Source organism: Halomonas sp. KM007, assembly GCF_050709225.1.
GTDB lineage: Bacteria > Pseudomonadota > Gammaproteobacteria > Pseudomonadales > Halomonadaceae > Vreelandella > Vreelandella hamiltonii.
In genome coordinates, this window is sequence record NZ_CP136131.1 from 3,193,043 (window position 1) to 3,219,704 (window position 26,662).

Sequence of the window (26,662 nt, forward strand, 5' to 3'; positions counted from 1 at the left end):
GATTAGCGGCAAACGCCGGAAAACCAAAAGGGCCTGCTGAAGACAGCAGGCCCTTCGCGTTGCGGTTCGAGGCGGTTATTGGCTACGCAGGCAGTGGAGCAGCGCCTGAAGCGGATGAGCCAGCGTTTGCGCTGAGTAACGCTTCACTTGGCTACGGCACGAGTACCCGGTGGCCAGCAGCTTGCCTGCGTTCTCTTCGGCCTCTACCTGAGGCTGCCAAGACTGGGCGTAGATGGTTTTGGAGGTGGCGACGTTACGGCTTTCATGGCCGTAAGTACCCGACATGCCGCAGCAGCCCGTGGTGGCCAGCTCCAGCTGCAAGCCAAAGGCAGCAAACACCTGCTGCCACGCTTTGGGGCTGCCCGGCGCGTTGGTTTTTTCGGTGCAATGGGAAAGCAGCTTGTAGCCCGGGTCATTCAGCTTCACCGGGCTGGGATTGAGCGTGTTGACACGGGTAGCCAGCCACTCCTGCAGCATCAGCACCGTGGGCACCTGTTCGCTGCCCAGCGCTTTGACGTACTCCTGGCGATAGGTCAGCGTCATGGCTGGGTCGATGCCTACCATGGGCACGTCGAACTCGCTCAGCGCCCGCAGGCGCCTGGCCTGCTTGGCCGCGGTGCGCTCGAAGGCACCTAAAAAGCCTTGTACGTGGAGCGGCTTACCGTTGGTGGAAAACGGCATCACGAACACGCGCAGGTTCAGCCGCGACAGCAGCTCTACGACATCCATCACCAGCCTGGCTTCGAAGTGAGTCGTGAACGCGTCCTGCACGATGATCACGCTCTGCGCGCACTGCTGTTCGGTGAGCAGGGCCAGTGACGTAGGCGTGGCTTCTGCCACCCCCCAGGCACGCAGCTGCTTTTTCACGCTGGCGCGGGAGAGCGTGGGGGAGTCGCTGATGCCGAGCCCTTTGTGCATCAGTTGGGTGACCCAGCGCTGCCCCAAGGCGGCGTTATACAGAGGGGCGATCCTGGTCAGCGCGGGCAGCATGAACTCGGTGCCCCCGATCACGTAGTCGCGCAGCGGGCGCAAATAGCGGCCGTGGTAGACCTCCAGGAACTGCGCACGGAACTGAGGCACGTTGACCTTGATCGGGCACTGGCCTGCGCAGGATTTGCACGCCAGGCAGCCTGCCATGGCATCGTACACTTCGTGGGAGTAGTCGTGGTGCTGCTGACGGCTGAGGGTGTTCATCACTCGCTTGGGAAAGCTCTTGATAAAGCCCCAGCTGCGTTCGGCCTTCTTCTTGCGCGACTCTTTGACCACGTCGATGCCTGCCTGAGACTGCAAGCGCAGCCATTCACGGATCAGGCTGGCACGGCCTTTGGGAGAGTGTCGGCGGTCGCGGGTGGCCTTCCACGACGGGCACATGGGGTCGTCCACATCGTAGTTGTAGCAGGCGCCGTTGCCGTTGCAGTAAACCGCTGCGTCGTAAGCCTGCCAGGCGCGTTCGTCGATGGTGCGGTCCAGCTGGCCGCGCATCGTTACGCCATCCACGCGCAGCAGCTCCGGGTCGCTCTGTCTGGCGATCAGCGGGGCATTTTCAGCGGGCGAGGCGATCTTGCCAGGGTTGAGCTGGTTATGCGGGTCGAAGGCCGCCTTGATCTGCTGCAGGCAAGGGTACAGCTCACCAAAGAAGGTGGGGCCATACTCCGAACGCACGCCCTTGCCATGTTCACCCCACAGCAGCCCGCCATATTTCTGGGTCAGGGCGACCACTTCATCGGAAATCTCCCGAATCAGCGCTTGCTGCTCGGGGTCTTTCATGTCCAGTGCCGGGCGCACGTGCAGCACCCCCGCATCCACATGGCCGAACATGCCGTAGGAGAGCTGGCGAGCATCCAGCGCTGCGCGGAACTCGGCGATGAACTCGGCCAGGTGTTCCGGCGGCACGGCGGTATCTTCCACGAAGGGTAGCGGGCGCTTTTCTCCCTGCACATTGCCCAGCAGGCCCACCGAGCGCTTGCGCATGGCGTAGACTTTCTGAATTTGTGGGCGGCCTTCCGCCAAGGTGTAGCCCAGCCGCTCGACGCGGGTGTCCTGGCCAAGGTGCCGGGTGAATGCCGCCACTCGCTCGGCCAGCGTATCGGCGTCGTCGTCGTTGAACTCGATCAGGTTGATGCCCTGTATGGGCGTGCTGCCCGCCGGGAAGAACTCGGCCACGCTGTCCCAGACGAAATCTTCCATGGCCAGCTGCAGCACCGTGTCGTCCACGGTCTCGATGGAGGTAGGGCGGGCGCTACTGGCCATCAGCGCCTTGGCATCGCGCAGCGCATCCATGAAGCTGGCATAGCGAACGTTCACCAGCGTTGCGTGCTTCGGAATCGGCAGTACGTTCAGCACCGCCTCGTTCAGGAAGCCCAGCGAGCCTTCGGAGCCACACAGCAGGCTGTTCAGGTTGAGCTGGCCGTCCTCACGCAGATGGGCCAGGTCATAGCCGGTCAGGCAGCGGTTGAGCGGGGGGAACTTGGCGTCGATCAACGCCTTCTGCTGGTCGATGATGGTGGCAGCGGTACGGTGTACTTTCCCCAGTACGCTTTCCTCGGCCAGTGCTTGCTGCTCCTCTTCCTCGCTCAGCGGGCGGCTGTGCAGGTGCTGCCCACCGAGCAGGATGGTATCCAGCGCCAGTACGTGATGGCGGGTCTTGCCATATTCGCAGCTGCCCTGACCGCTGGCATCGGTGGAAACCATGCCACCGATGGTGGCCCGATTGGAGGTCGACAGTTCGGGGGCGAAAAACAGCCCGTGGGGTTTCAGAGCGGCGTTCAACTGGTCCTTGACCACTCCGGCCTGCACCCGCACTTGCCGTGCTTCCACGTCAATCTCGAGGATCTGGTTCATGTGGCGGGAAACGTCCACCACAATGCCGTCGGTCAGCGATTGGCCATTGGTGCCGGTGCCGCCACCTCTGGGGGTCAGTACCACTTCCCGGTGGGGCAGCTCGGCAGCCAGCTTGGCCAGGCGCTCCAGGTCTTCGGCGTGCTTGGGGAAGACCGCTGCCTGGGGCAAGCGCTGATAAATCGAGTTATCGGTGGCCAGCACGGTGCGGTTGGCGTAGTCCGGGGCGATTTCGCCCTCGAAACCGCGGGCGCGCAGGGCGTCGAGGAAGCGGACGTAGTGGCCCTTCAAACGTTCAGCGGGGGCCGTGCGGGTATCCAGAGATGCAATCATAGTGAATCGAGCCGTCACTGCTGGGAGCGAATAGGGGAATAGCGTACTTTACCCCAGCTACTCCAAGCGTGCATCTTGCCTGGCCGTTGGCGCTGGCGAGACCGAGAGAGATTATGGTTGCTCAGTATGGTGAGGCTTTGCACTACCTTAGCTTTAAAATGCAGCGTTTTGCTATAGCCAAACGCCTACAATCTTCATGTCCGCTTTTCCCTCGTACAATGGCCATGGCTCCCGTCCGCGCTTTTGCCTACAATGGTCGCCTTTGTCGCGCCCTGGGCGGCGCGTGTCATTGAATTCTGGCCAAGGGATACCTCATGCTCGATCCGAAACTGCTGCGCGGTGATCTGGAGACGACGGCGCAACAACTGGCCCGGCGGGGCTTCGAACTCGATACAGCGGCACTGCAGGCGCTGGAGTCGCGCCGTCGTGAGCTGCAGACTCAGACCGAGCAGCTGCAAAACGAGCGCAACATGCGTTCCAAGGCGATTGGTAAGGCCAAGGCCAACGGCGAAGACATTCAGCCGCTGCTGGATGAAGTGAGCGACCTGGGCGACCGCCTGGACAAGGCCAAGAAAGAGTTGGCTGAGGTGCAGGAGGAGTGGGACGATGCCATCAGCGGTATTCCGAACCTGCCCCATGACAGCGTGCCGGAAGGCAAGAACGAAGACGACAATGTCGAGTTGCACCGCTGGGGCACGCCCCGTGAGTTCGACTTCGAGGTGCTGGACCATGTGGACCTGGGCAAGCGTTCGGGCTATCTGGATTTCGAACTGGCAGCCAAGCTGACCGGGGCGCGGTTTGCCGTCATGCGTGGGCCGATTGCGCGTCTGCATCGTGCACTGGCCCAGTTCATGCTGGATACGCAAACCCAGCAGCATGGTTATGAAGAGTGCTATGTGCCCTACATGGTGAATCGCGATTCGCTGATGGGAACGGGGCAGCTGCCGAAATTTGGCGAAGACCTGTTCAAGCTCGACGATGAGCGAGAGTATCACCTGATTCCCACTTCCGAGGTACCGCTGACCAACTTTGTGCGCGACGAGATCGTCGAGCTGTCGGCGCTACCCATGAAGCTGACCGCGCACACGCCCTGTTTTCGCAGCGAGGCCGGTTCTCATGGGCGCGACACCCGGGGCATGATTCGCCAGCACCAGTTCGACAAGGTCGAAATGGTACAGATCGTCGAGCCCGACAAGAGCTACGCGGCGCTGGAGGAGATGCGCGAGCATGCCGAGGCGATCCTGCAGGCTCTGGAGCTGCCTTACCGGGTCGTGACGCTTTGCACAGGGGATATGGGCTTTGGGGCAGCGAAAACCTACGACCTGGAAGTGTGGCTGCCCAGCCAGAACACCTATCGGGAAATTTCGTCGGTCTCCAACTGCGAAGACTTCCAGGCGCGTCGCATGCAGGCTCGCTACCGCCACCCGGATTCGAAAAAGCCGCTGTTGCTGCATACGTTGAACGGCTCTGGGTTGGCGGTAGGGCGGTGCCTGCTGGCGGTATTGGAGAACCACCAGCAGGCGGATGGCTCGATTAGCGTGCCGGCGCCTCTTCAGCGCTATCTGGGCGGTCAGGAGCGTCTTGCCCTGTAATGGCCCACTCGACGTTCACGCCAGCATCGATGCGAATGGTGCCGGGGCGATAGTCGTTGGCTGAACCGCTACCCACGGCGTCACTCTCGGCGCGCATGGCCATCATGCGTGGCTGGAAGATGGGCGCCTGGGTCTCTTCGATACGCTGGACATGGCCCAGCTCCACGCCAAGGGTGGTGGCCATCAGGTCCGCCTTGTGACGGGCCTTCTCCAGTGCCTTGGTCAATGCCTCATCGGTGGCGGCGTCGCGGTCGTGCAGGTCAAACTGCACGCCATCCAGGGCATTGACCCCCGCGTCGATCAGCGCGTCCAGCACATCCCCCAGCTGTTCTACGTCAGCCAGTTCGACGCTGAACGGGCGTTCGAGACGCGTACGCATCAGGTTCTCCTGCTCGCCGTCTTCACTACGCGGGCCTGCCACGTACTCGGGGTAGACGTTGAGCGAGCTCGCCGTGATGGCGCGCTGCTCGATGCCCGCTTCCTCGATGGTCGCAATCAGCTCACTGGCGCGCTGCTCCAGGCGCTGCCGTGCGTCGCTCAGCTCATCGCTTCGGGTATCTTCCAGGGCAGACACGGCAGAGGTGTGTTCCCACAGGCGTGCGCTGAGCGTCGCCTTGTCGGGCTCGACTTCGACCCACGACTGCGCTTGCACGAAGACGCCAGGGGAAGGGGGGGCCGCCTGGGTGATGGGGGCGACCAATAGCGCGAGCAGGGCGCCTCCCAACACGCCATGACGAAGGCGTTTGACAGGGTGGCTCAGCCGATTGACGGAGTTGAGCTGGGTGTTCATGGAGTCACTTCCTTGCTGAGAGAGCCAATGTGTCGTGAGAGCGAATGTTGGGTGATTACCCGCAGCTTTGAAGCAGAGATGCACGGAAAGTTCACAGGCTAATGAGTCGTGATGACGTCTTTCTCAATAGGTGCACGGTTTGTGCATTGTCACGCCAGCAGCCATTATGTACGGATAACATGCTAAGGATCAGGCTATGTCGAAGTTGTCAGATGAGGATTATCGCAGTATTCCACTTAACGCTACCCTGGCGCTGGCCGCGCTGGTGGTCATCGTTGCCGGAATGAAAGTAGGTGCCGATCTGCTGGTGCCTTTGCTATTGGCGGTGTTCATTGCGGTGGTGTGCACGTCGCCAGTGCAGTGGCTGCATGGCTGGGGGCTGAGTCGGCGTACGGCAGCCATGCTGACGCTGCTGGTGCTACTGGCCTTCATTTCCCTGATTGGCCTGCTGGTGGTCAACAGCTTCGGCACTTTCGTGGAAGCGCTGCCGGACATCGAGGCGCGCTTGTACGAGCATTACTGGAATTTGCTCAATACGCTGGCGTCCCATGGCTTGGCGATCAACCCGGAGCAGCTAAGCTCAATGTTTGCCATGGAAGACGATGGCTCATGGGTTGCCCTGCTGCTGGGAGAGCTGGGCTCGCTGTTCATGCAGGGCACCATCGTGGCGCTGTTGGTGATCTTCATGCTGTTCGAGACGCTGCACTTTCGTGACAAGGTCTCGCGCGCGTTGGAAAACCCTGCGCCTAGCCTGAAACGTTTCAGCGAGTTCAGCTTGACCCTGAAGCGCTATCTGGCCGTAAAGACGGTCATCAGCCTGGCCACCGGTGTTCTGGTGTGGCTTTCCTGCCTGATGGTAGGGGTCGATTTCCCGCTGCTCTGGGGGGTGCTGGCCTTTGCCCTCAACTTCATTCCCAACATTGGCTCTGCTCTGGCGGCCATTCCTCCTGTCTTGCTGCTGCTGGTGTCTCAGGATGGCGGTGTGCTGCAAGCATTCATGCTGGCGTCGGCCTATTTGGTCATCAACTTCATTCTGGGCAATCTGGTCGAGCCGCGGGTCATGGGGCAGGCGCTGGGGCTTTCCACCTTCGTGGCGTTTCTTTCCCTGGTGGTATGGGGCTGGATTTTCGGCGCGGCGGGTATGTTGCTGTCGGTGGTGCTGACCATGACGCTCAAGATTGCCTTGGACAGTCATCCACAAACGCGCTGGATGGCGCACCTGTTAGGGCCTGGCAAGCAGCGCCGTTCGACTCTTCAGCCGGGCGATGCGCGGCGGCCACCGCTGAAGCGGGATAAGCAGGAGCAGTAGGGGCAGGCAAGGGCGGGAGGGGCAATCACCGCTGGCGAGGCCAGCGGTGATTGGAAGTGCTCAGGCGTTCTGGTCGATGAACTGAGTCAGTTGCGACTTGGACTGCGCGCCGACCAGCGAAGCGACCTTGGTGCCCGACTTGAACAGCATGACCGTGGGCACGCCACGTACACCCTGCTCAGCGGCAATTTCCGGTGCATCGTCTACGTTGACGCTGACGACTTTCAGATTGTCGCCGCGCTCGGCAGCGACTTCATCGACCACAGGTGCCATGACTTTACATGGGCCGCACCAGGGGGCCCAGAATTTGAGCAGGACAGGCTGTTCGGCGTTGAGGACTTCTTGCTCAAAATTGGCGTTGGTGACATCAACATTGTTAGCCATTTGTTTCTCCCGTTTGCGTTGCTCTTGCAGTTACGTTGCCTCAAATGGAGCAACGGTCTATACGCGATTTACCAGCGCTCTTTCACCGCGCCAAGTTGCCAGATGTTAGCGGTCACGGCGGATGCTGGCAAATTCCAGATGCGTTTTACGCTGAAATAGAAAAAATTAATGGATGCTGATAGCGATGATTTTTTATACTATATGGGAATTATAGATCGTTTTTTTATTCACAATTATGCTCGTTGAGCGTCATGCTCCGAGCATCGGGCAGGTACGCAGTGGCAGCAGCGCGGGGCGTTTTGGGACGTTTCCCAGCATCGAACATTAGGTGAGGATATGAAGCTACAGCAACTTCGCTATATCTGGGAAGTCAATCGACATAACCTGAATGTGTCAGCAACTGCCCAGAGTCTGTTTACCTCTCAGCCAGGTATTTCCAAGCAGATTCGCCTGCTGGAAGACGAATTGGGCGTGGAGATCTTTGCTCGCAGTGGCAAGCATCTCACGCGTGTCACCCCCGCTGGCCAGTCGATCATCGAGCTGGCCGGGCAAGTGCTCAAGCTTGCCGAAAACATCAAGCAGGTAGCCCAGGAGCACAGCGACGAGCGCCGTGGCAGCCTGGCCATTGCGACCACCCATACCCAGGCCCGCTATGCCTTGCCACCCATCATCAGCGAATTCACGCTCAAGTACCCAGATGTGGCGCTGCACATGCAGCAGGGTACGCCCAAGCAAATTGCCCAGATGGTGAGTGAAGGGCAGGCGGACTTTGCTATTGCCACCGAGTCGCTGGAGCTGTTTACCGACCTGGTGTTGCTGCCCTGCTACCGCTGGAATCGCTGCATACTGGTACCCAAGGAGCACCCGCTCGCTTCGCTGGAGGGGCCGCTCACCCTTGATGCTCTGGCCGAGTATCCCTTGGTGACCTACGTCTTTGGCTTCACCGGGCGCTCGCAGCTGGACGATGCCTTCAAGGCCAAGGGGTTGACCCCCAACGTTGTGCTGACGGCTGCCGATGCCGACGTCATCAAGACCTATGTGCGCCTGGGCATGGGAGTGGGCATCGTGGCCCATATGGCGGTGGATTCTACGCAGGATGATGATCTGGTGGCGCTGGACGCAAGCCACTTGTTTGCCAGCTCCACCACCAAGATCGGCATTCGTCGTGGAACGTTCATGCGCGGGTACATGTATGACTTCCTGGCGCGCTTTGCTCCCCACCTGACCCGCGACCGAGTGGATGAAGCGCTCACGGCAGGGCCTCGCCATGAGCACGCGCTGTTCGAAGGTGTCGAACTCCCCGAATATTGAGTGCGGCCAGTGATTCAGGGTTGATAAGCCAACTCACCGTTCTGTTCACCGCCCCATTGTGTGGTGAGCAGGGCGGTGAGCTCGTCGGGTGGCTATATCAATGCTGCAGGTGCAGCCCACATTCGCGTTTCTCTTCCACCTTGGTGGGGTCGAAGTAGTCGAAGTTGTTGGGCAGGTCATGGGCCTGCAGATATTCGTACATGTCCTTGGCGGTCCACTTCAGTAGCGGCGCCACTTTCAGCAGGCCGTCGCTGTTGCGGCTGACGGACTGCATCTTGGCCCGCTCGGGCGTGTCTTCGGCGCGCAGGGCGGTGAACCAGATGTCGGGCCGCATGGTGGCCAGGGCGCGCTCGAACGGCTCGATCTTTACTTCCTGAGTGAACGCCGCATGGCGCGGGTCGTCGATGCCCGGCATGGGGCCGTCCAAGGCCTCCCGGTGCGCGCGGGTGCGCTGGGGTAAAAAGCTCACCAGGTTGAGGTCGAGCCGTCGAATCACGTCATCGGCAAACCGGTAAGTAGCCTCGGTGTTGTAACCGCTGTCCATCCAGACAATGGGGATATCAGGGCGAACCTGCGTCACCATGTGCAGAATCACGGCTTCGAACGGGCGGAAATTGGTGGTGCAAATAGGGCGCTCGCCCTGACGAAACGCCCACTCGATCAACCCTTGAGGGTCGTTGGCGTACTCTTGATGAATGGCTTCGAGAACTGAGGACATGCTGTTTCCTGTTGAAAAGCGTGCGATGCCCTTAGGCTACCAAAGCCCTGTGTGGTGCCCCAATACCGTTTGGTTTGGGTTTTATATTCCTTTCTGATGTAACAATGCTTCTTTGTTATTCCAACGCGCTGATCTATTCCAGAGCACTGATCAGGTGACGGATCTTGTCGAGGGTTTCCGTGTACTCCTCGTCTGCCTGAGAGTCGGCGACCAATCCGCCGCCGCCCCATACATGCAGACTGCCGTGATCGGCCAGCATGGTGCGAATGGCAATCGAGGTGTCCATGCTGCCGCGGGTGTCGATATAGCCCAGGCTTCCGCAATAGACGCTACGCTGGCAGGGTTCCAGCTCATCGATGATCTGCATGGCGCGTATTTTGGGCGCGCCGGTGATCGAGCCGCCGGGGAAGGCCGCCGTGAGCAGCGAAAGCGGTGAGTGTGCGGCCGCCAACTCCCCCTGAACGACGCTGACCAGATGGTGCACGTTGGGGTAGCTTTCCAGTTGGCAAAGCTGCGGCACACGTATCGAACCGGGGATGCAGACTCGCCCGAGGTCGTTACGCAGCAGGTCGACGATCATCACGTTCTCGGCTCGGTCCTTGGAGCTGTCGAGCAGCTCCTCGGCTAGCGCCTGGTCTTTTGCGGGCGTATCGCCGCGGGGTCTGGTGCCCTTGATGGGGCGAGTTTCGACGCGGCCATCACGGCACTGAATGAAGCGCTCGGGCGACAGCGACAGTACCGCCTGGCCCTGCCAGGCCATATACCCCGAGAAAGGCGTCGGTGTGGCGCGTCTCAGCTGCAGATAGGCCTGCCACTCATCCCCTTCGTAGCGGGCAGAGAAGCGCTGTGCAAGATTGATCTGGTAGCAGTCACCGGCGCGGATATAGCGCTGTACGGCATCGAAGCGCTCGGTATATTCGGCCTGGTTGAGCTGGGCCTTGAACGGCTGCGTCAGCGTGAAAGGCTCGCCTGCTGGTGGGGCTTCTTCCAGCCAGGCCAACACCTCTCGACGGCGCGCATCGCTGGCCACCAGCCAGGCTTGTCGGGTGACGTGGTCAAAGGTGATGCACCAGTCATACAGGCCCAGGCGGGCCAGCGGCAGTTGGGTGGCGGGCGGGTGCTGGCTGGGCACCGTACAGCTTTGGCGGCCCAGGTCGTAGCTCCAGTAGCCGATCAAGCCGCCCAGAAAGGGCAGGTCGCTGTCGAGAGCGGGCGTGGGAAGCTGTTCCAGCAGCCACTGCTGTTGCGCTGTGCTGTCATCGTCGAGATGAGCTGGCAGCGACAACGTGGTGGAGCTGAGCTGTGCCTGGCGGTTTGCGAAGATTTCCAGCGTGGCTAGCGGGTCGCTGCTGAGAATGTCGTAACGGCCGCTGGTGGCCACGGGTCGGCCACTGTCCAGCAGCACCGCCCCTGGCCGTTGCCGTAATCGGGCAAAGGTGGCCAGCGGGTGGGAGAAATAGGGCAGAGCGGATATCGTCAACGCCGTTGTCATGAAGCAAACGCCAATCCGGAAAGGGCGGCACATTTTAGGGTGCTCGCGCCAAGGACACCAGCCGCGTTTATCGACGGCGTTCTCACGTAAGCAGGCGGGGAGAGGGGGTCGCGACAGGGATTGTAGACATTTACGCGGGAGGTCTCGTCAGGCGTGCAACGAAAGGTGAATAAAAACGCTTATTTTCCGAGGTTGACGCCAGAAAAGGGGAGGGTTAAAGTTTCATTATTCCTTAATTGTCGACAATTAGCCATGACCTTACTTGCTTCCACTTCACCACTGCCGGACGGCGACGCCAGCGACGTCGTCTCGCCAGAAGTACGCACACTGGCCGAGCGTGTGTTTCATCAGCTGCAAAGCGCCATTGTGCGCGGCGAGCTAGCGCCAGGCAGTAAAATTACCGAGCCAGGGCTATCCAAAACCTACGGTATCTCCCGGGGGCCGCTGCGTGAAGCCATGCGACGCCTGGAAGCTCACCGCTTGATTGAACGCGTGCCCCACGTAGGCGCGCGGGTGGTCAAACTCTCCATGAAAGAGCTGCTGGAGCTCTTCGACGTACGCGAAGCCTTAGAGAGCATGGCTGCTCGCTTGGCCGCCGAGCATATGTCACCTGAGGAGATTCAGGGCTTACGCGATGTACTGGCGGTGCATGAAAGCCAGGGCGACTTAAAGCGCGGTGAAGCCTATTACCAGCGCGAAGGCGATCTCGATTTCCATTATCGCATCGTTCAGGGTAGCCACAACAAAATGTTGATGAACCTGCTGTGTGACGACCTCTACTACCTGGTGCGCCTCTATCGCACGCAGTTCAGCGCCAGCGGTACCCGCCCTCAGCGGGCGTTCGTGGAGCACCACCGAATTGTCGATGCCATCGAGGCCGGCGATGCCGAGCTGGCCGAGCTGTTGATGCGTCGCCATGTCAGCGCGTCACGGGCGAACGTGGCAGACCGCTACGCCGCCATTCTTGAACAACAAACAACAACCGAAGACAGGAGCTGATGTCATGACCGCTTCATCCACTTCTCGCCTGAGCCCCGGTGGGCGCTTTCGTGCCGCGCTGGAAGCCCAGCGCCCGCTGCCCATCCTGGGCACCATCAATGCCTATACGGCCATGATGGCCCAACGCGTGGGGCACCAGGCCATTTATCTCTCCGGCGGCGGCGTGGCCAATGCCTCCTTCGGCCTGCCGGATCTGGGCATGACGACCATGAACGACGTGGTCGAGGATGCACATCGTATCTGTGCTGCCACGGAGCTTCCTCTGCTGGTGGATATCGATACCGGCTGGGGCGGCGCGTTCAACATTGCGCGCACCGTGAAAGAGATGCAGCGTGCCGGAGTCGCCGCAGTGCATCTGGAAGATCAGGTCGCTCAGAAGCGCTGCGGTCATCGCCCCAACAAGGCGATCGTTTCCCAGCAGGAGATGGTGGACCGCATCAAGGCTGCGGCCGATGCGAAGCTGGATCCGGATTTCTATCTCATCGCACGTACCGATGCGTTCCAGAAAGAGGGGCTCGATGCCGCCATCGAGCGCGCCAACGCCTGCGTGGAAGCGGGAGCCGATGCCATCTTCGCCGAGGCCGTGCATACCCTCGACGACTATCGCGCCTTCTGCCAGCGCGTCAATGCGCCGATTCTGGCCAATATCACCGAGTTTGGCGCCACGCCGCTGTTCAGCCAGCAGGAGTTAGGAGACGTCGGCTGCCGGATGGTGCTCTATCCGCTGTCGGCTTTCCGCGCCATGAACGCAGCGGCCCTGAAGGTTTACCAGAGCATTCTGGAGCATGGCCATCAGCGCGAGGTGATCGACACCATGCAGACACGCGATGAGCTGTACGACTTCTTGAATTACCACGATTTCGAACAGAAGCTCGATGCGCTGTTCGCCGAACAAAAAGACGCTTGAGTGCGCAGGCAATACACCTAATAACAGTGACAATACTGAGTACGTCAGGAGACTACCATGGCTGATAAACCGCTAGCAGGTGCAGGATTACGTGGGCAGAGTGCGGGCTCGACGGCGCTGTGTACCGTGGGTAAAACCGGTTCCGGCTTGACCTATCGCGGCTTCGACATCAAGGAGCTGGCTGAGAAGGCCAAGTTCGAAGAAGTAGCGTACCTGCTGCTCAAGGGCAAGCTGCCCAATCAGGCGGAGCTCGATCATTACATTACCAAGCTGAAAGGTCTGCGTGGGCTGCCCGAGGCCCTGAAGACGGTGCTCGAGCAGATTCCCAAAGACGCCCATCCCATGGATGTGATGCGTACCGGTGCCTCCATGCTGGGTAATCTGGAAACCGAAGAGAGCTTCGATCAGCAGCAGGACGTGGCGGATCGGCTGCTGGCGGTGCTGCCGTCGATCATCTGCTACTGGTACCGCTTCAGCCACGACGGCGTGCGCATCGACACCCAGACCGACGACGACTCGGTGGGTGGCCACTTCCTGCATATGCTGCGTGGTGAGCCCGCTTCCGAGCTGCATGCTCGGGTCATGAACGTCTCGCTGATTCTCTATGCCGAGCACGAATTCAATGCCTCCACGTTCACCGCGCGGGTGTGTGCCTCGACGCTGTCGGATATGCACTCCTGTGTCACGGGGGCGATTGGCTCCCTGCGCGGCCCGCTGCACGGTGGCGCCAACGAGGCGGCCATGGCGATGATCGAGCACTGGCGCTCGCCCGAAGAAGCCGAGCGGGAGATGCTCGGAATGCTGGAGCGCAAAGAGAAAATCATGGGCTTTGGTCATGCCATCTACCGTGAGTCCGACCCGCGCAATGCGATCATCAAGGAGTGGTCGAAGAAGCTGGCTGACGACGTCGGCGACACCGTGCTCTACCCGGTATCGGTACGTTGCGAAGAGGTCATGTGGCGGGAGAAGAAGCTGTTCTGCAATGCCGATTTCTTCCACGCCAGCGCATACCACTTCATGGATATTCCGACCAAGCTGTTCACGCCCATCTTCGTCATGTCGCGGCTGACCGGCTGGGCCGCCCACGTATTCGAGCAGCGTGCCAATAACCGCATTATTCGCCCCAGCGCCGACTACATCGGCCCGGAGAAGAGCGAATGGGTGCCCATTGAAGCCCGTGACTAGGCGTTTGGCTCTGTGACCAAGTGAGAGGCATCATGAACACGAATTATCGCAAACCGCTGCCGAATGTGTCGGTGGCGGGCGCACCAGTGGACTTTTTCGATACGCGCCAGGCCGTCGAGGAGATCCAGCCCGGTGCCTATGCCCAGTTGCCCTATACGTCTCGGGTGCTGGCCGAGCAACTGGTTCGGCGCTGTGATCCGGCGCTGCTGACCGACGCCCTCAAGCAACTGATCGAGCGCAAGCAGGAGCTGGACTTTCCCTGGTACCCGGCCCGGGTGGTGTGCCACGATATCCTGGGCCAGACCGCGCTGGTCGACCTGGCCGGGCTGCGCGACGCCATCGCGGAGAAGGGCGGTGACCCTGCCAAGGTGAACCCGGTGGTACCGACGCAACTGATCGTCGACCACTCGCTGGCCGTGGAGCACGCCGGTTTCGAGAAGGACGCCTTCGAGAAGAATCGCCAGGTGGAAGATCGGCGTAACGACGACCGCTTTCACTTCATCAACTGGACCAAGCTGGCGTTCGAGAACGTCGACGTGATTCCTCCCGGCAACGGCATCATGCACCAGATCAACCTGGAAAAGATGTCTCCGGTGGTGCAATGCCGCCCGGATGAGCAGGGCGTGCAGGTGGCCTACCCGGACACCTGCGTGGGCACCGACAGCCACACGCCCATGGTGGACGCGCTGGGCGTGATTTCCGTGGGGGTCGGGGGGCTGGAAGCCGAGAGCGTGATGCTGGGCCGCGCCTCGATGATGCGCCTGCCGGATATTGTCGGGGTCGAGCTCACTGGCAAGCTGCAGCCGGGGATTACCGGCACGGATATGGTGCTGGCGATTACCGAGTTTCTGCGTAAAGAGCGGGTAGTGGGCGCTTACTTAGAGTTCTACGGCGAAGGGGCTGATGCGCTGACCGTGGGCGACCGCGCCACGATTTCCAATATGACGCCGGAGTATGGTGCTACGGCGGCGATGTTCTACATCGATAACCAAACCATTGAGTATCTCAAGCTCACTGGGCGTGAAGATGAGCAAGTCGCGCTGGTGGAAGCGTACGCCAAGCATACTGGGCTATGGGCAGATGATCTCAAAAGTGCCTATTACGAACGGGTATTGACGTTTGATCTCTCAAGCGTGGCGCGCACGTTGGCTGGCCCTTCTAACCCCCATGCCCATCTGCCTACTTCCGAGCTGGCAAAGCGGGGTATCGCCATCGACTTGGATAAAGCCCGGGCCGATGAGCAGGCAGGCAGAATGCCGGACGGTGCGGTGATTATTGCCGCCATCACCAGCTGCACCAACACGTCTAACCCGCGCAATATGGTGGCGGCTGGGTTGATTGCTCGCAACGCCAACCGGTTAGGGCTGACCCGCAAACCGTGGGTGAAGTCGTCGCTGGCCCCTGGCTCAAAAACCGTCAAGATGTACTTAGAAGAAGCGCACTTGATGGATGAGTTGGAGAACCTCGGCTTTGGTGTGGTGGCCTACGCCTGTACCACCTGTAACGGGATGTCTGGTGCGCTGGAGCCGCACATCCAGCAGGAAATCATCGACCGCGACCTGTACGCCACGGCGGTGCTTTCCGGTAACCGTAACTTTGACGGGCGTATCCACCCCTACGCCAAGCAGGCGTTTTTGGCCTCACCGCCGTTGGTGGTGGCGTATGCCATCGCAGGCACCATTCGCTTTGATATTGAAAAAGACGTGCTGGGGTATGACACGAAGGGTAATCCGGTCACCCTCAAGGACATCTGGCCCGACGATAGCGAAATCGATGCTATCGTGAAGTCGGCGGTGAAGCCCGAGCAGTTCCGCCAAACCTATATCCCGATGTTCGATCTGGATAAAAGTGCGCGTACTCAGGTAAGCCCGCTCTACGAATGGCGGCCCCAGAGCACCTACATCCGGCGGCCTCCCTATTGGGAGGGCAACATGGCCCGGGAGCGAGGGCTGAAAGGCATGCGCCCGCTGGCCATCCTGCCGGACAACATCACCACGGACCACCTGTCGCCGTCCAATGCCATTCTCATGGACAGCGCCGCTGGCGAGTATCTGCATGCCATGGGTTTGCCGGAGGAGGACTTCAACTCCTACGCCACCCACCGCGGAGACCACCTGACCGCCCAGCGGGCCACCCTGGCCAATCCCAAGCTCTTCAATGAGATGGTGCACGACGAGCAGGGCAAGGTCATGCAAGGCTCGCTGGCGCGTATCGAGCCGGAAGGCACCGTGACCCGCATGTGGGAAGCCATCGAAACCTATATGGCGCGCAAACAGCCGCTGATCATCATCGCGGGTGCCGACTATGGCCAGGGGTCGTCTCGAGACTGGGCGGCCAAGGGCGTGGCTCTGGCCGGGGTCGAAGCGATCGTGGCAGAAGGCTTTGAACGTATCCACCGCACCAATCTGGTGGGTATGGGCGTGATGCCGCTGCAATTCGAGGAGGGCACGACTCGGAAAACGCTGGCGCTGGATGGCACCGAAATCTACGACGTGGAAGGAACGCCTGCACCCAGAGCCCAACTGACGCTGGTGATCCATCGCCAGCAGGGAGCTGTGGAGCGTGTGCCGGTGGTGTGCCGTCTGGACACCGCCGAGGAGGTCACCATCTACTCCGCCGGTGGTGTGCTGCAGCGCTTTGCGCAGGATTTTCTGGAATCCAGCGCCGCTGTCTAGCCGCGTTGTCCCAGCGTAGCACCGGAAGGGAAAGCCCAACGAGTGAACATCGACGGCCTGACGCGTGTCAGGCCGTTGTCAGGAGAGTGACCATGGCGCACGCAGCGCAGATGAGTATTCCCGCCACCTACATGCGAGGTGGCACCAGCAAAGGGGTGTTTTTCACCCTCAGTGACCTGCCTCCCGCTGCGCAGCAGCCGGGTGAGGCGCGAGACAGGCTGCTGTTGCGGGTGATGGGTAGCCCCGACCCCTATGAAAAACAGATCGATGGGATGGGCGGTGCCACGTCCAGCACCAGCAAGGCGGTGATTCTCTCGAAAAGTACTTCCCCGGAGCATGATGTGGATTACCTGTTTGGGCAGGTGTCCATCGACAAGCCTTTCGTGGACTGGAGCGGCAACTGCGGCAACTTGTCTGCGGCGGTGGGCCCCTATGCCGTGGCCAATGGGCTGGTCGACCCCGCGCGGGTGCCTGAAAACGGCGTCGTGGAAGTGCGCATCTGGCAGGTCAACATACAGAAAACCATCGTTTCTCAGGTGCCGATCAGCCACGGCGCCGTTCAGGAAACCGGAGACTTCGAGCTGGATGGCGTCACCTTTCCTGCTGCCGAGATTCCGGTGGCGTTTCTGGATCCTGCCGACGGTGAGGGGGCGATCTTCCCCACCGGGCAGCCGGTGGATGAGCTGGAGGTGCCCGGCATCGGAGTGCTCAAGGCGACGCTGATCAATGCGGGTATTCCTACCGTGTTCATCGATGCGCAAGCACTGGGTTACAGCGGCTGTGAGCTGCAAGAGGCGATCAACGGCGACCCGGATGCACTGGCCAGGTTCGAAAGAATACGTGCCTATGGGGCCGTCAAGATGGGGTTGATTGCCCATGTGGACGAGGCCGCCAGCCGTCAGCACACGCCCAAGGTGGCGTTCGTGGCACCACCGGCTGGCTATACGTCTTCCAGTGGGCAGCGGGTCGAGGCCGAGTCGATCGATCTGTTGGTCAGGGCGCTCTCCATGGGCAAGTTGCATCACGCCATGATGGGCACTGCGGCCGTGGCCATTGCCGCGGCAGCGGCCATTCAGGGGACACTGGTGAACCTGGCGGCAGGCGGCAGCGAACGGGAGTCGGTCACTTTTGGCCACCCCTCCGGCACGCTCAGGGTAGGCGCCAAGGCCAGCCTGGTGGAGGGACGCTGGCAAATCGATCAGGCGATCATGAGCCGCAGTGCTCGGGTATTGATGGAAGGGCGAGTGCGCGTGCCGGGTGATGTGCTGTAATCGACGGCAGGCACTGCTTTGACCACCCTGGTGGCCACTTGCTGAGTGGTGCCCGTCACGGTATAGGCGCAAGGCTTGCCGTGACGGGCGGGGTGGTCATGGTGTCGCGTGTGATGTGATTAATCCTCTACCACGACCTGGTCGCGCATCCGGTCAACGGTGGCCGGACCAATGCCGCTGACCCGTGTCAGGTCGTCAGCGCTCTCGAAAGCGCCGTTGGTTTCACGCTCCTCGATGATGGCGGCCGCCCGGCTGGGGCCAATGCCCGGCAGTTCCGCCAGCAGCTCGGCGTCGGCACTATTGACATTGATGGGGGCGATTGCCTGGGCCAGCGCGGCGCTGGACAAGCCCAGGCACAGTGACATCACGAGTGCGGCTACAAATCCCTTGAACGTTTTCTGCATGTGAAGTACCTCATCGGTGTTGGTTCGTCGCTCGGCTCGCCAAGAGCCAAGCCTCCTTGATCGCCAGCATGACCGAATTGCTTGCGTCCTTAGTCAACTTAATCTTTTGGCGCGCCTCGCGCTGTAAGCCATTGCCGACAGTTTTTGTAATCCGTTTGCCATGAGGGATGTCGGTAATCGCTTACACAGCCGCGTGACGAGGGCTGTTACACTAGCAGGGTGGCAGACCGTCGCCCATTGAACGGGTTCGTGACAGACATGAACCTTTCCATTGTTGATCTAACGAGCACGGAGTAAGCGCGTGTCCACCGACTCACCTATCATCATTGCCCTTGATTACCCTTCGCTTGACGCGGCCCTGTGCATGGCTGACCAGCTCGACCCGGCGCGTTGCCGTGTGAAGGTCGGCAAGGAGCTGTTCACGCGCAGCGGCCCAGCAGTACTGGAGGCATTGCATGGTCGGGGCTTCGAGGTATTCCTGGACCTCAAGTTTCACGACATTCCCAACACCACCGCCAGTGCGGTGCAGGCGGCGGCAGAGCAGGGCGTGTGGATGGTCAATGTTCATGCCTCCGGTGGGCGCAAGATGATGGAGGCCGCGGCCCAGCGGCTGGCGGAGCATCGTTTGAAGACGCACTTGATAGCCGTCACCGTGTTGACCAGCATGCAGGAAGAGGATTTGGCCAGCGCCGGCGTGAGCGGCGGGATCGATGCCCAGGTGGATCGTCTCGCGGCGTTGACGCATGCCAGTGGTTTGGCGGGAGTGGTGTGTTCTGCCCACGAGGCGGCACCTCTGAAGGCTCGGTATGGCGATGGCTTCCTCAAGGTGACGCCGGGAATTCGTCCCCATTTCGCCGCAGCCAATGACCAGCAGCGGATCATGACACCTGCAGAAGCCATGCAGGCCGGTAGCACTCATCTGGTCATCGGCAGGCCGGTCACTCAGGCAGAAGACCCGATGGCGGCATTGGTCGCTATCGAAAGCGAGCTGGCGAGCGTCTGAGGCTGGATGCGAGTGGCTATTCGCCCTGAACGCCCGTGACGGGCTTGATGGTGCCCCAGCGTCGGCAGCTGGGGCACTGCCAGCTCAGGCTGTCGCTGTTGAAGCCGCAGCGGCGGCAGCGGTGACGATGTCGGTCGGACAGCAGCTGGTCAGTGTGGTGCTTGAGCAGCAGCAAGCGTGTGTCGGGAGAAGCTTTGCCTGACAGTTTCTCGCTTTCGAGATAAAGATCCACCAGGTAGTCGAGGCCACCCAGGCTCGGCGCTTCTCGTAACCACGTGCCGATCCGCTCGATGGCGTTGTCGACTCCTTCTCGCTGGTGGATCAGGGCCCCCAGGGTAATCATGACGCTGGTGTAGGGGGCTTGCCCCAGCAGCCGATACAGGTGGTTTGCCAGGCCGTCCAGGTCATCGTTGCGGGTATAGGCCCGTTGCAGGACCGGCAGCATGGTGGGGACGTGGGCGATATCCTGTTGAAGTATATGGTCGAGCCGCTCGATGGCCTTGTCATGATGGCCGTTTTCCATATCGAGTTCGGCCAACAGCAGGGTAGCTCTGACGCAGCGCTCATCGAACTGCAGCGCTTTTTTCAGATGTTTGCGGGCCAGCGGGCGGCTTGCCTGGGCGATCTCCTGTTCTGCCAGTTCGCACAGCCAGTGGGCGGCGGGTCGGCGCATGGCAGGTTGCAGCTTCATCAGGGGCTGGGCGGTCTCCAGCGCTTCATGCCAGTCGTTTTCTCTTTCCAGCAGGTCGATCAGCAGTCGGCGCGCTTCCAGGCACATAGGCTCGCTGCTCGAGTGTTCGAGCACGCTGCGCAGCAGCCGCTGGGCGCGATCATGCACGCCCAGAGCGATGAAATCTCGCGCCAGCTCCAGTTGAACGTGTTCGTTGGTCTCTGCCGACAGGGCGGGGCGGGCCAGCAGGTTTTGATGAATACTGACGGCCTTGTCGGCTTCACCGCGAGCGCGAAACAGCTTGCCCAGGGCAATATGTGTTTCTGCCGTCTCGCTATTGATGTCGAGGGCATGAATGAAGGTGTTGATGGCTTCGTCGGGCTGCTCGTTGAGCAGATAGTTCAACCCGACGAAGTACTCTCGAGATAGATCGGGTGGGCGTGACAAAGGGACCTGCCGCTGGCGCCTGGTCGCATGTCTGACCCCAAGCGCAAAGCCCAGCACAATGGCGGTCAGCAGCACGCCCAGCAGCACGGCATCTTGCATTTATGCCAGTTCCTTGAACTCCTGGGTGCGGAGGCGGTCGAGCTCCTTGCGCTGTTGCTTGTTGTGGCGTTCGCTGCGCACCAGCTTGGCTCTCAGGCGTACGTACACGCCCAGCATGGCGATCATGCCGACCACCACGCCCAGCGTCAGCGTTGCCAGCAGCCAGACCGACAGCGAGACGGCAGGCAGCTCTGTCCAGATCAGGTTCAAGGCAATGGTCTGCTGGTTGTTGACGGCAAAAAGAATGCCGACCAGCAGCACTATCAGTAGAATGATGGCCAGAATCAGCCCTTTGATCCAACGCATGTGTGTTTCCTGGTTAGTGGCGTTCGCGGTAGTGCTATTGTGTCTGAGTCTAAGCGTGACGTCATCCCGAAGAACGTCGAAGGGGGCGTTTACTCAGGCTCAATAGCCCAGCGCTCGACTGGCGTCTACCTGTTCCCGCAGCTCTTTGCCGGGCTTGAAGTGGGGGACATATTTGCCGTCCAGTTCCACCGGGTCGCCCGTCTTGGGGTTTCTGCCGGTGCGTGGCTCGCGGTAGTGAAGTGAAAAGCTGCCAAAGCCCCGTATTTCTACTCGCCCGCCGCTGGACAAGGCATCGGTCATATCATCCAGGATGATACGCACTGCCGTTTCGACTTCCTTGGCGGATAGCTCCGGTTGACGCATCGCGATTTGTTCGATTAGTTCAGACTTGGTCATCGGTTGGCTCCCTGCAAACGTTAAAGGCCGTTCTTGCGCATGCGACCTCGATACCATCGAAATCAGCATACTTCGCCAAACGGCATAAAACAATTCAGATAAAACAAGGTACTAGCTTGGTGAGCTCAAGGCTGAGTAACAGCATAGGCGAAGCCGGGCGCTGGCGCGACCCTGTCGCTCCGGTATACTGCCTTTTCATTCCCTTTACGTGGAGAAGTGGCGTTGAACGACGATACATCCCCAGCAGCTGTGCTGCGCAAGCGGCTCTATTGGCACTCCCGTCGTGGCATGTGGGAGTTGGACTTGCTGTTGATTCCGTTTCTGGAGGCACGCTTCGAGTCGCTCAGCCATGAGCAGCAACTGACCTATCAAAGGTTGATCGAAGAGGAAGATCAGGATCTGTTCGTCTGGCTGATGCACCGCGAGTGGCCGGAAGACCCGGAGTTGCGTCAATTGGTCCAGATGATCGTCGAGCATGCAGAAACCACCGATAACGCTGCCTATCGTACGCTCTAACGTGGCCAGCGGCGTTCATGCAGCATTGTTGATGGGCTGCATGACGTTGCTGATGCTCCTCGTCAGCGCTGCTTGGATCGGGGTGGCCTTGGTGGTGGGGTTGGCGGTGTGGTGGGGCAGCCGCTGCCGTCAGCCGGCAGGAACATTGCAGCTCGTGCATACAGGGCAACACTGGGCGGCAAGCTGGTTGTTGCCTACTGGTGAACTGGGCCCCGAGCAGCCTGTGCGCTGTGACTATTTGGGGCCCTGGTTGGTGGGGCTGCGTGTCGGCAGCCAGCGTATCTGGATATGGCCTGACAGCCTGCCTGCCTCAGAGCAGCGCCAGCTGCGCCGCTGCCTGCACCGTCCCGGTCGTTAGCGCCTGGCGTTGGGCAGGTCGTCCAGCGTCAGTCGGGAAGGTTGGCTGTCTGGCTGGGCCGAGGGCCAATCGGTGGAGTAATGCAGGCCGCGTGACTCATGGCGTCGCAGGGCTGCCAGGGTGGTCAACTGTGCCAGGGCCAGTGCCTGGCCAAGCTGAAGGCTGTCGGGGTGCTGCCGCTCAGGATCCAGCGCTTTCAGGTTCTGCGCCATGTTCTCCAGCGCCGCATAAGCGCTGTTCAAGCCCTGCTCGCTGCGCACGATGGAAACATGCTGGCTCATCACGCTGCGCATGGCGTGGCGCAGCTCGTCGAGGGCGTTCCGGTCCACCTTGATGTGTGCATCAAAGGGCCTGTCAGCCAGCGCTTCAGAGAGTTGGCAAGGCGCCGTCTGCGGCTGGCTGAGCAGATGCAGGGCGCAGCTGCGGGCGTAGACCAGGCACTCCAGCAGGGAGTTGCTGGCCATGCGATTGGCGCCATGCAAGCCGGTATAGGCGGTCTCGCCGATGGCGTAAAGGTTAGGCACGTCGGTTGCGCCTGCGCTGTTGGTGGCAATGCCGCCGCAGCTGTAGTGGGCGGCGGGTACGACGGGAATGGGTTCCCGGGTGATGTCGATGCCCCGTGAGGCGCAGTGGGCCAGAATAGTCGGGAAGTGGTGGCGTAGGTTGGTGTCGCCCAGGTGGCGCACGTCGAGCCAGACATGCCCCAGCGTACCTTGCTGAATGTTGGCATCGATGGCGCGGGCCACGATGTCACGGGGCGCCAGTTCGGCACGCGCATCCAGCGCCAGCATGAAGCGCTCTCCCGCCTCGTTCAGCAGGTGGCCACCTTCTCCTCGCACGGCTTCGCTGATCAGAAACGCAGGGCCGTTGGGGTCGAACAGGCAGGTGGGGTGAAACTGCTGAAACTCCAGATTGCACAGGGTGGCGCCCAGCTCGGCGGCCATCATCATGCCTTCTCCGCTGCTGGGGGCGGGGGTCGTCGTATGGCGATACAGGCCGCTGGCGCCGCCCGTTGCCAGTACGGTATGCGTAGCCAGCAGGTGGTGAAGATTGCCGCCGCTGTCGATGCCCAGTGCGCCCAGGCAGTGGCCAGAGGCGTTCTGAAGCAGGTGCAGAATGGTCAGGTCGCTGCGCTGGGTGATGTTGGGGTGGGCAGCGACTTTATCCAGCAGCGTATCGACCACGGCGCGCCCTGTGGCATCGTCGGCATGGATGATGCGTCTTGCGTTATGGCCGCCCTCTCGGGTGAGGTGAAAGGGGTAGCGGGCGCTGGGGTCAGGGTCTGGGGTGAACGGCACGCCATTGTCGATGAGCCACTGAATGGCCTGGGGGCCGTGGTCGACCGTAAAGCGTACGGCCGCTTCATCGCACAGGCCGTCCCCGGCAATGAGCGTGTCCTGGACATGGTCTTCGAGCTGGTCGTCGGGTGACAGGACGGCAGCAATCCCGCCCTGGGCCCAGCGGCTGGCCCCTTTGTCGTCCTGGGCAGGGCGCACCAGCAGCACCGAGCGTTGATCGGCCACTTCCAGTGCCAGCGTCAAGCCGGCGACGCCCCCACCAATAATGACGATGTCGGATGTTGACGTGCTCATTGGGCCCGCTCCTCCATGACTTACAAGTACAAGTGGGTGGCTAGCGTCGCCATCGTTCGCTCGGCATCATAGCGCGACTGAGGGTGTCGGGCGATGCATCGACAACAGGAAGAGATGGTAGGCGGTGGCCAGACACAAAAAAAGCCGCGTCGATCAGATGATCTCGCAGCGTCGTCGTCTTTCATATTGGTGCCCGGAGCCGGACTTGAACCGGCACGGAGTTGCCTCCGAGAGATTTTAAGTCTCTTGCGTCTACCAATTTCGCCATCCGGGCAGTGTGTCGAAGAGATCGATACACTGGGAAATGGAGGCTGGAGTCGGAATCGAACCGGCGTACACGGAGTTGCAGTCCGCTGCATAACCACTCTGCCATCCAGCCTGACAAGTCATTGGATTGAACCAAATTGGAGCGGGAAAGGAGATTCGAACTCCCGACCCTCGCCTTGGCAAGGCGATGCTCTACCACTGAGCTATTCCCGCTTGACTCGAGGGCGAATTATACGCATCGCCCAGCGATTGTCAATCAATCAATTCGTTAAGTGCTTAAAAAAGCGAGCTTACCCTGCCTACATCGAACGACTGAGGTGCGGCCAGGCGGCGCGCAGGTACTGGATCATGGACCACAGGGTCAGGGTCGCTGCTGCATACAGTATGACCACGCCCAGCAACGCAACGTCGTGTCCGGGCGGGAAGGCGAGCAAGACGAGAATGGCGACCATCTGCAGCGTGGTCTTGAGCTTGCCGATCCACGACACGGCCACCATGCCGCGTTTGCCCATTTCGGCCATCCACTCCCGAAGGGCGGAAATGACGATTTCTCGACCGATGATGACCAGAGCGGGGAGCGTCAATACCAGCGTGTCGAAGCGCTCGATGAGCAGCGCCAGTGCCACTGCGACCATCAGCTTGTCGGCTACCGGGTCCAGAAATGCGCCAAACGGTGTCGATTGGTTCCAGCGGCGGGCAAGATAGCCGTCCAGCCAGTCCGTCACCGATGCCAGGGCAAACAGCCCGGCCGCCATCGGCATGCTCCAGCCAAAGGGCAGGTAAAAGAGCACTACCAGAAGTGGGATGAACGCGATTCGTGCCAGTGTCAGTATGTTGGGTATATTCATCGCAGGGCGCGATCCTTGCCGGAGAATCATGAAAGTCGGAATGTAATGTGCCCGGTCATTCTATCCCCCTTGGCGCATTGCATCCATGTTAACCACCGCTTTATCCGTTCAGAGTGACATAAATCGTCTCCGCCAGGGCGGCGCTGATGCCCGGCACCCGAGTGAGTTCGTCACGGCTGGCCTTTTGCACGCCCTGCAGGCCGCCAAAAAACTTGAGCAATTCGCGGCGCCGCTTGGGGCCGATGCCGGGAATGTCCTGCAGGGTAGAGGTGCGTCGCGCCTTGTCGCGTGCTGCTCGGTGCCCCGCGATGGCGAAGCGGTGCGATTCATCGCGAATATGCTGAATGAGGTGCAGGGCGGGAGAGGCTGGTGCCAGTACCAGCGGGTTGTCGCTACTTTCCAGAAACAGGGTTTCGAGCCCGGCCTTGCGGGTAGTGCCTTTGGCCACGCCCAGCAGGACGATGCCTGGCACCTGCAGGTCGGTCAGCACTTGCCGTGCCATGTTCAATTGGCCCTTGCCGCCATCCACGATCAGCACGTCAGGCGCAATGGCTTCGCCACTTTTGACGCGTTTGAGGCGTCGCGTGAGCGCCTGTTGCATGGCGGCGTAGTCGTCGCCTGCGGCCACGCCTTCGATGCGAAAGTGGCGGTAGTCGCTCTTGCGTGGCCCTTGGTGGTCGAACACCACGCAGGAAGCCACGGTGGCTTCGCCCTGGCTGTGGCTGATATCGAAGCACTCCAGGCGCTCCGGCAGTGAGGGTAGCCCCAGCGCTTGCTGCAGTGACGTGAAGCGTTCGGTGAGCTGCGTGGTGTTGGCCAGCTGCGAGGCGAGCTGCTGTTCGGCATTGGTCATGGCCAGATGCTGCCACTGGGCGCGGTGCCCGCGCACCTGATGGGTCACGCGGACTTTTTTGCCTGCCTGCTGGGCAAGCGCGTCGGCAATCAGTGTGCCGTCTTCCAGAGGGAGATTGGTGATCACTTCGCTGGGCACGCTGTGGGGCTGACCAAAATAGTATTGGCTGACCACTTCGGTGAGAAGTGCCTCGGGGGAAAGATCCAGGTCGTTCTTGGGCATGTGATGTCGTGCACCCAGCAGGCGCCCATCGCGTACGCTGAGGATGGAGATGCCCAGCGCGCCAGGGCGTTGAGCCAGCGCGAAAATATCCGCATCGCCGCTCTCGTTGTCGACGAACTGGCGTTGCTGCATCTGGCGCAACTGCTGGATCTGGTCACGCAGGCGGGCGGCTTCTTCAAAGTTGAGCGTCCGGCTCGCTGCCTCCATCTCTTCGGTAAGCAGTTGCGTCACATGTTCGCTCTTGCCTTCCAGGCACATGACGGCATGGTCGACATCCCGCTGGTACTCTGGCTGTGAAATGTAGTCCACGCAAGGGGCGCTGCAGCGCTCAATCTGGTATTGCAGGCACGGGCGAGAGCGATGGGCGAAGACGCTATCCTCGCAGTTGCGGATACGAAAGATTTTCTGCATCAGGGTCAGGCTTTCCCTGACTGCGCCGCTGCTGGGGTAGGGGCCAAGATACTTGCCGTCACCGCGCCGCTGCCGGGCTCGCTTGTACTCGAGGGCAGGGTAGGGGTGGCGGTCGGTCACGAATACGAAAGGGTAGGATTTGTCGTCGCGCAGGAGAATGTTGTAGGGCGGACGTAGCTCCTTGATCAGGGTCTGTTCCAGCAGCAGCGCTTCGGTCTCGCTGCGCGTGACCGTGATCTGGATGTCGGCAATGCGCGAGACCATGGCCTGGGTCTTGGCATTGAGCTGGCCGCGAAAGTAGCTGGCCAGACGCGACTTGAGGCGCTTGGCCTTGCCGACGTAGAGCGCATTCTGCTGCTCATCCAGCATTTTATAGACGCCAGGAGAGGCGCTGACGGAGCTGAGGAACTGCTTGGCATCAAAGGACATGGCGTATCAACGGCGCTTCTTGTCGGCTGAAGCAGCG

The 26,662-nt window shown here is 60.8% G+C and carries 23 protein-coding genes and 3 tRNA genes; 11 read left to right on the forward strand and 15 right to left on the reverse strand.

Going from position 1 to position 26,662, the window contains the following annotated elements; translation table 11 throughout:
• Window positions 1-75: 75 nt before the first annotated feature.
• On the reverse strand, window positions 76-3,171 hold the full coding sequence (gene ydiJ / locus RVM27_RS15155) for an FAD-binding and (Fe-S)-binding domain-containing protein (RefSeq protein WP_498956926.1): 3,096 nt from the start codon (window positions 3,169-3,171) through the stop codon (window positions 76-78).
• A 314-nt stretch (window positions 3,172-3,485) separates the two neighbouring features.
• On the opposite strand from ydiJ, the gene serS reads away from it, so the two are divergent.
• Window positions 3,486-4,763 carry a serine--tRNA ligase gene (serS, locus tag RVM27_RS15160; RefSeq protein WP_016914373.1) on the forward strand — a complete coding sequence of 426 codons (1,278 nt, stop codon included), beginning with the start codon at window positions 3,486-3,488 and terminating at the stop codon, window positions 4,761-4,763.
• Here the strand turns inward: serS and RVM27_RS15165 are convergent.
• Entirely contained in the window at window positions 4,705-5,553 is an 849-nt protein-coding gene (locus RVM27_RS15165; RefSeq protein WP_498956927.1) for an SIMPL domain-containing protein, read from the reverse strand. The genes serS and RVM27_RS15165 overlap by 59 nt on opposite strands.
• Before the next feature lie 196 nt (window positions 5,554-5,749).
• Between RVM27_RS15165 and RVM27_RS15170 the strand changes: the two genes are divergently transcribed.
• Window positions 5,750-6,862, forward strand: coding sequence for an AI-2E family transporter (locus RVM27_RS15170; protein ID WP_287806768.1), 1,113 nt, complete (start codon window positions 5,750-5,752; stop codon window positions 6,860-6,862).
• Between the two features lie 60 nt (window positions 6,863-6,922).
• Here RVM27_RS15170 and trxA read toward each other — a convergent pair whose 3' ends face one another.
• Window positions 6,923-7,246: a thioredoxin gene (trxA, locus tag RVM27_RS15175; protein ID WP_016914369.1), complete on the reverse strand. Its 324-nt coding sequence runs from the start codon at window positions 7,244-7,246 to the stop codon at window positions 6,923-6,925.
• Window positions 7,247-7,582: 336 nt separating this feature from the next.
• Between trxA and cysB the strand changes: the two genes are divergently transcribed.
• Window positions 7,583-8,557, forward strand: coding sequence for an HTH-type transcriptional regulator CysB (cysB, locus tag RVM27_RS15180; RefSeq protein WP_498956928.1), 975 nt, complete (start codon window positions 7,583-7,585; stop codon window positions 8,555-8,557).
• Window positions 8,558-8,654: 97 nt separating this feature from the next.
• Here the strand turns inward: cysB and RVM27_RS15185 are convergent, their stop codons facing one another.
• Both RVM27_RS15185 and pabB read right to left on the reverse strand, forming a co-directional pair.
• Window positions 8,655-9,275 carry a phosphoadenosine phosphosulfate reductase domain-containing protein gene (locus RVM27_RS15185; protein ID WP_287806763.1) on the reverse strand — a complete coding sequence of 207 codons (621 nt, stop codon included), beginning with the start codon at window positions 9,273-9,275 and terminating at the stop codon, window positions 8,655-8,657.
• Window positions 9,276-9,408: 133 nt separating this feature from the next.
• Window positions 9,409-10,767 (reverse strand): aminodeoxychorismate synthase component I, encoded by a 1,359-nt coding sequence (gene pabB / locus RVM27_RS15190; protein WP_287806761.1) that lies wholly within the window; start codon window positions 10,765-10,767, stop codon window positions 9,409-9,411.
• Window positions 10,768-11,019: 252 nt separating this feature from the next.
• Between pabB and RVM27_RS15195 the strand changes: the two genes are divergently transcribed.
• The 5 genes from RVM27_RS15195 to prpF all read left to right on the forward strand — a co-directional run bounded on the left by RVM27_RS15195 (window position 11,020) and on the right by prpF (window position 17,804).
• Entirely contained in the window at window positions 11,020-11,766 is a 747-nt protein-coding gene (locus RVM27_RS15195; RefSeq protein ID WP_287806760.1) for a GntR family transcriptional regulator, read from the forward strand.
• 4 nt (window positions 11,767-11,770) lie between these two features.
• Window positions 11,771-12,673 (forward strand): methylisocitrate lyase, encoded by a 903-nt coding sequence (prpB, locus tag RVM27_RS15200; protein WP_062359128.1) that lies wholly within the window; start codon window positions 11,771-11,773, stop codon window positions 12,671-12,673.
• Window positions 12,674-12,730: 57 nt separating this feature from the next.
• The gene (prpC, locus tag RVM27_RS15205; RefSeq protein ID WP_062359127.1) at window positions 12,731-13,858 is read left to right on the forward strand and encodes a bifunctional 2-methylcitrate synthase/citrate synthase; all 1,128 of its coding nucleotides are present in this window, start codon (window positions 12,731-12,733) and stop codon (window positions 13,856-13,858) included.
• A 32-nt stretch (window positions 13,859-13,890) separates the two neighbouring features.
• Complete coding sequence (gene acnD / locus RVM27_RS15210) at window positions 13,891-16,533, forward strand: Fe/S-dependent 2-methylisocitrate dehydratase family protein (protein WP_498941666.1); 2,643 nt, start codon at window positions 13,891-13,893, stop codon at window positions 16,531-16,533.
• Between the two features lie 92 nt (window positions 16,534-16,625).
• Window positions 16,626-17,804: a 2-methylaconitate cis-trans isomerase PrpF gene (gene prpF, locus RVM27_RS15215; protein ID WP_227406698.1), complete on the forward strand. Its 1,179-nt coding sequence runs from the start codon at window positions 16,626-16,628 to the stop codon at window positions 17,802-17,804.
• Window positions 17,805-17,923: 119 nt separating this feature from the next.
• Here prpF and RVM27_RS15220 read toward each other — a convergent pair whose 3' ends face one another.
• Window positions 17,924-18,208 carry a ComEA family DNA-binding protein gene (locus tag RVM27_RS15220; RefSeq protein WP_016914360.1) on the reverse strand — a complete coding sequence of 95 codons (285 nt, stop codon included), beginning with the start codon at window positions 18,206-18,208 and terminating at the stop codon, window positions 17,924-17,926.
• Between the two features lie 301 nt (window positions 18,209-18,509).
• Between RVM27_RS15220 and pyrF the strand changes: the two genes are divergently transcribed.
• On the forward strand, window positions 18,510-19,211 hold the full coding sequence (pyrF, locus tag RVM27_RS15225) for an orotidine-5'-phosphate decarboxylase (protein ID WP_193462096.1): 702 nt from the start codon (window positions 18,510-18,512) through the stop codon (window positions 19,209-19,211).
• Window positions 19,212-19,227: 16 nt separating this feature from the next.
• On the opposite strand, the gene lapB is transcribed toward pyrF, so the two are convergent.
• The 3 genes from lapB to RVM27_RS15240 form a co-directional block, all read right to left on the reverse strand.
• Window positions 19,228-20,427 (reverse strand): lipopolysaccharide assembly protein LapB, encoded by a 1,200-nt coding sequence (gene lapB / locus RVM27_RS15230; RefSeq protein WP_498956929.1) that lies wholly within the window; start codon window positions 20,425-20,427, stop codon window positions 19,228-19,230.
• Window positions 20,428-20,733, reverse strand: coding sequence for a lipopolysaccharide assembly protein LapA domain-containing protein (locus tag RVM27_RS15235; RefSeq protein WP_039182525.1), 306 nt, complete (start codon window positions 20,731-20,733; stop codon window positions 20,428-20,430).
• Between the two features lie 99 nt (window positions 20,734-20,832).
• A complete protein-coding gene (locus RVM27_RS15240; RefSeq protein WP_016914356.1) occupies window positions 20,833-21,129 on the reverse strand; it encodes an integration host factor subunit beta in 297 nt (98 codons plus the stop codon).
• Window positions 21,130-21,351: 222 nt separating this feature from the next.
• Between RVM27_RS15240 and RVM27_RS15245 the strand changes: the two genes are divergently transcribed.
• Both RVM27_RS15245 and RVM27_RS15250 read left to right on the forward strand, forming a co-directional pair.
• Window positions 21,352-21,645 (forward strand): FAD assembly factor SdhE, encoded by a 294-nt coding sequence (locus RVM27_RS15245; protein ID WP_193462094.1) that lies wholly within the window; start codon window positions 21,352-21,354, stop codon window positions 21,643-21,645.
• Window positions 21,605-22,003 carry a hypothetical protein gene (locus RVM27_RS15250; RefSeq protein ID WP_227406695.1) on the forward strand — a complete coding sequence of 133 codons (399 nt, stop codon included), beginning with the start codon at window positions 21,605-21,607 and terminating at the stop codon, window positions 22,001-22,003. The genes RVM27_RS15245 and RVM27_RS15250 overlap by 41 nt, the downstream gene beginning before the upstream one ends.
• Here the strand turns inward: RVM27_RS15250 and nadB are convergent.
• The 6 genes from nadB to uvrC all read right to left on the reverse strand — a co-directional run bounded on the left by nadB (window position 22,000) and on the right by uvrC (window position 26,625).
• Window positions 22,000-23,595, reverse strand: coding sequence for an L-aspartate oxidase (nadB, locus tag RVM27_RS15255; RefSeq protein WP_498941663.1), 1,596 nt, complete (start codon window positions 23,593-23,595; stop codon window positions 22,000-22,002). The two genes, RVM27_RS15250 and nadB, sit on opposite strands and share 4 nt — an antisense overlap.
• A 187-nt stretch (window positions 23,596-23,782) precedes the next feature.
• Window positions 23,783-23,869, reverse strand: a tRNA-Leu gene (locus tag RVM27_RS15260).
• 31 nt (window positions 23,870-23,900) lie between these two features.
• Window positions 23,901-23,974, reverse strand: a tRNA-Cys gene (locus RVM27_RS15265).
• 26 nt (window positions 23,975-24,000) lie between these two features.
• Window positions 24,001-24,075 (reverse strand) — tRNA-Gly (locus RVM27_RS15270).
• A gap of 86 nt (window positions 24,076-24,161) precedes the next feature.
• A complete protein-coding gene (pgsA, locus tag RVM27_RS15275) occupies window positions 24,162-24,710 on the reverse strand; it encodes a CDP-diacylglycerol--glycerol-3-phosphate 3-phosphatidyltransferase (protein WP_039182535.1) in 549 nt (182 codons plus the stop codon).
• Window positions 24,711-24,810: 100 nt separating this feature from the next.
• Window positions 24,811-26,625, reverse strand: a complete 1,815-nt coding sequence (gene uvrC / locus RVM27_RS15280; RefSeq protein WP_144983825.1) for an excinuclease ABC subunit UvrC — start codon at window positions 26,623-26,625, stop codon at window positions 24,811-24,813.
• Window positions 26,626-26,662: the final 37 nt, after the last annotated feature.

Bases quoted from the DNA above. Each gene is read 5' to 3' on its own strand.
- RVM27_RS15250 (WP_227406695.1), top strand. From the start codon at position 21,605: ATGCAGAAACCACCGATAACGCTGCCTATCGTACGCTCTAACGTGGCC.
- RVM27_RS15185 (WP_287806763.1), bottom strand. From the start codon at position 9,275: ATGTCCTCAGTTCTCGAAGCCATTCATCAAGAGTACGCCAACGACCCT.
- ydiJ (WP_498956926.1), bottom strand. From the start codon at position 3,171: ATGATTGCATCTCTGGATACCCGCACGGCCCCCGCTGAACGTTTGAAG.
- pabB (WP_287806761.1), bottom strand. From the start codon at position 10,767: ATGACAACGGCGTTGACGATATCCGCTCTGCCCTATTTCTCCCACCCG.
- prpC (WP_062359127.1), top strand. From the start codon at position 12,731: ATGGCTGATAAACCGCTAGCAGGTGCAGGATTACGTGGGCAGAGTGCG.
- RVM27_RS15195 (WP_287806760.1), top strand. From the start codon at position 11,020: ATGACCTTACTTGCTTCCACTTCACCACTGCCGGACGGCGACGCCAGC.
- RVM27_RS15165 (WP_498956927.1), bottom strand. From the start codon at position 5,553: ATGAACACCCAGCTCAACTCCGTCAATCGGCTGAGCCACCCTGTCAAA.
- RVM27_RS15235 (WP_039182525.1), bottom strand. From the start codon at position 20,733: ATGCGTTGGATCAAAGGGCTGATTCTGGCCATCATTCTACTGATAGTG.
- nadB (WP_498941663.1), bottom strand. From the start codon at position 23,595: ATGAGCACGTCAACATCCGACATCGTCATTATTGGTGGGGGCGTCGCC.
- RVM27_RS15240 (WP_016914356.1), bottom strand. From the start codon at position 21,129: ATGACCAAGTCTGAACTAATCGAACAAATCGCGATGCGTCAACCGGAG.
- pgsA (WP_039182535.1), bottom strand. From the start codon at position 24,710: ATGAATATACCCAACATACTGACACTGGCACGAATCGCGTTCATCCCA.
- prpB (WP_062359128.1), top strand. From the start codon at position 11,771: ATGACCGCTTCATCCACTTCTCGCCTGAGCCCCGGTGGGCGCTTTCGT.
- prpF (WP_227406698.1), top strand. From the start codon at position 16,626: ATGGCGCACGCAGCGCAGATGAGTATTCCCGCCACCTACATGCGAGGT.
- serS (WP_016914373.1), top strand. From the start codon at position 3,486: ATGCTCGATCCGAAACTGCTGCGCGGTGATCTGGAGACGACGGCGCAA.
- cysB (WP_498956928.1), top strand. From the start codon at position 7,583: ATGAAGCTACAGCAACTTCGCTATATCTGGGAAGTCAATCGACATAAC.
- RVM27_RS15220 (WP_016914360.1), bottom strand. From the start codon at position 18,208: ATGCAGAAAACGTTCAAGGGATTTGTAGCCGCACTCGTGATGTCACTG.
- trxA (WP_016914369.1), bottom strand. From the start codon at position 7,246: ATGGCTAACAATGTTGATGTCACCAACGCCAATTTTGAGCAAGAAGTC.
- acnD (WP_498941666.1), top strand. From the start codon at position 13,891: ATGAACACGAATTATCGCAAACCGCTGCCGAATGTGTCGGTGGCGGGC.
- uvrC (WP_144983825.1), bottom strand. From the start codon at position 26,625: ATGTCCTTTGATGCCAAGCAGTTCCTCAGCTCCGTCAGCGCCTCTCCT.
- lapB (WP_498956929.1), bottom strand. From the start codon at position 20,427: ATGCAAGATGCCGTGCTGCTGGGCGTGCTGCTGACCGCCATTGTGCTG.
- RVM27_RS15170 (WP_287806768.1), top strand. From the start codon at position 5,750: ATGTCGAAGTTGTCAGATGAGGATTATCGCAGTATTCCACTTAACGCT.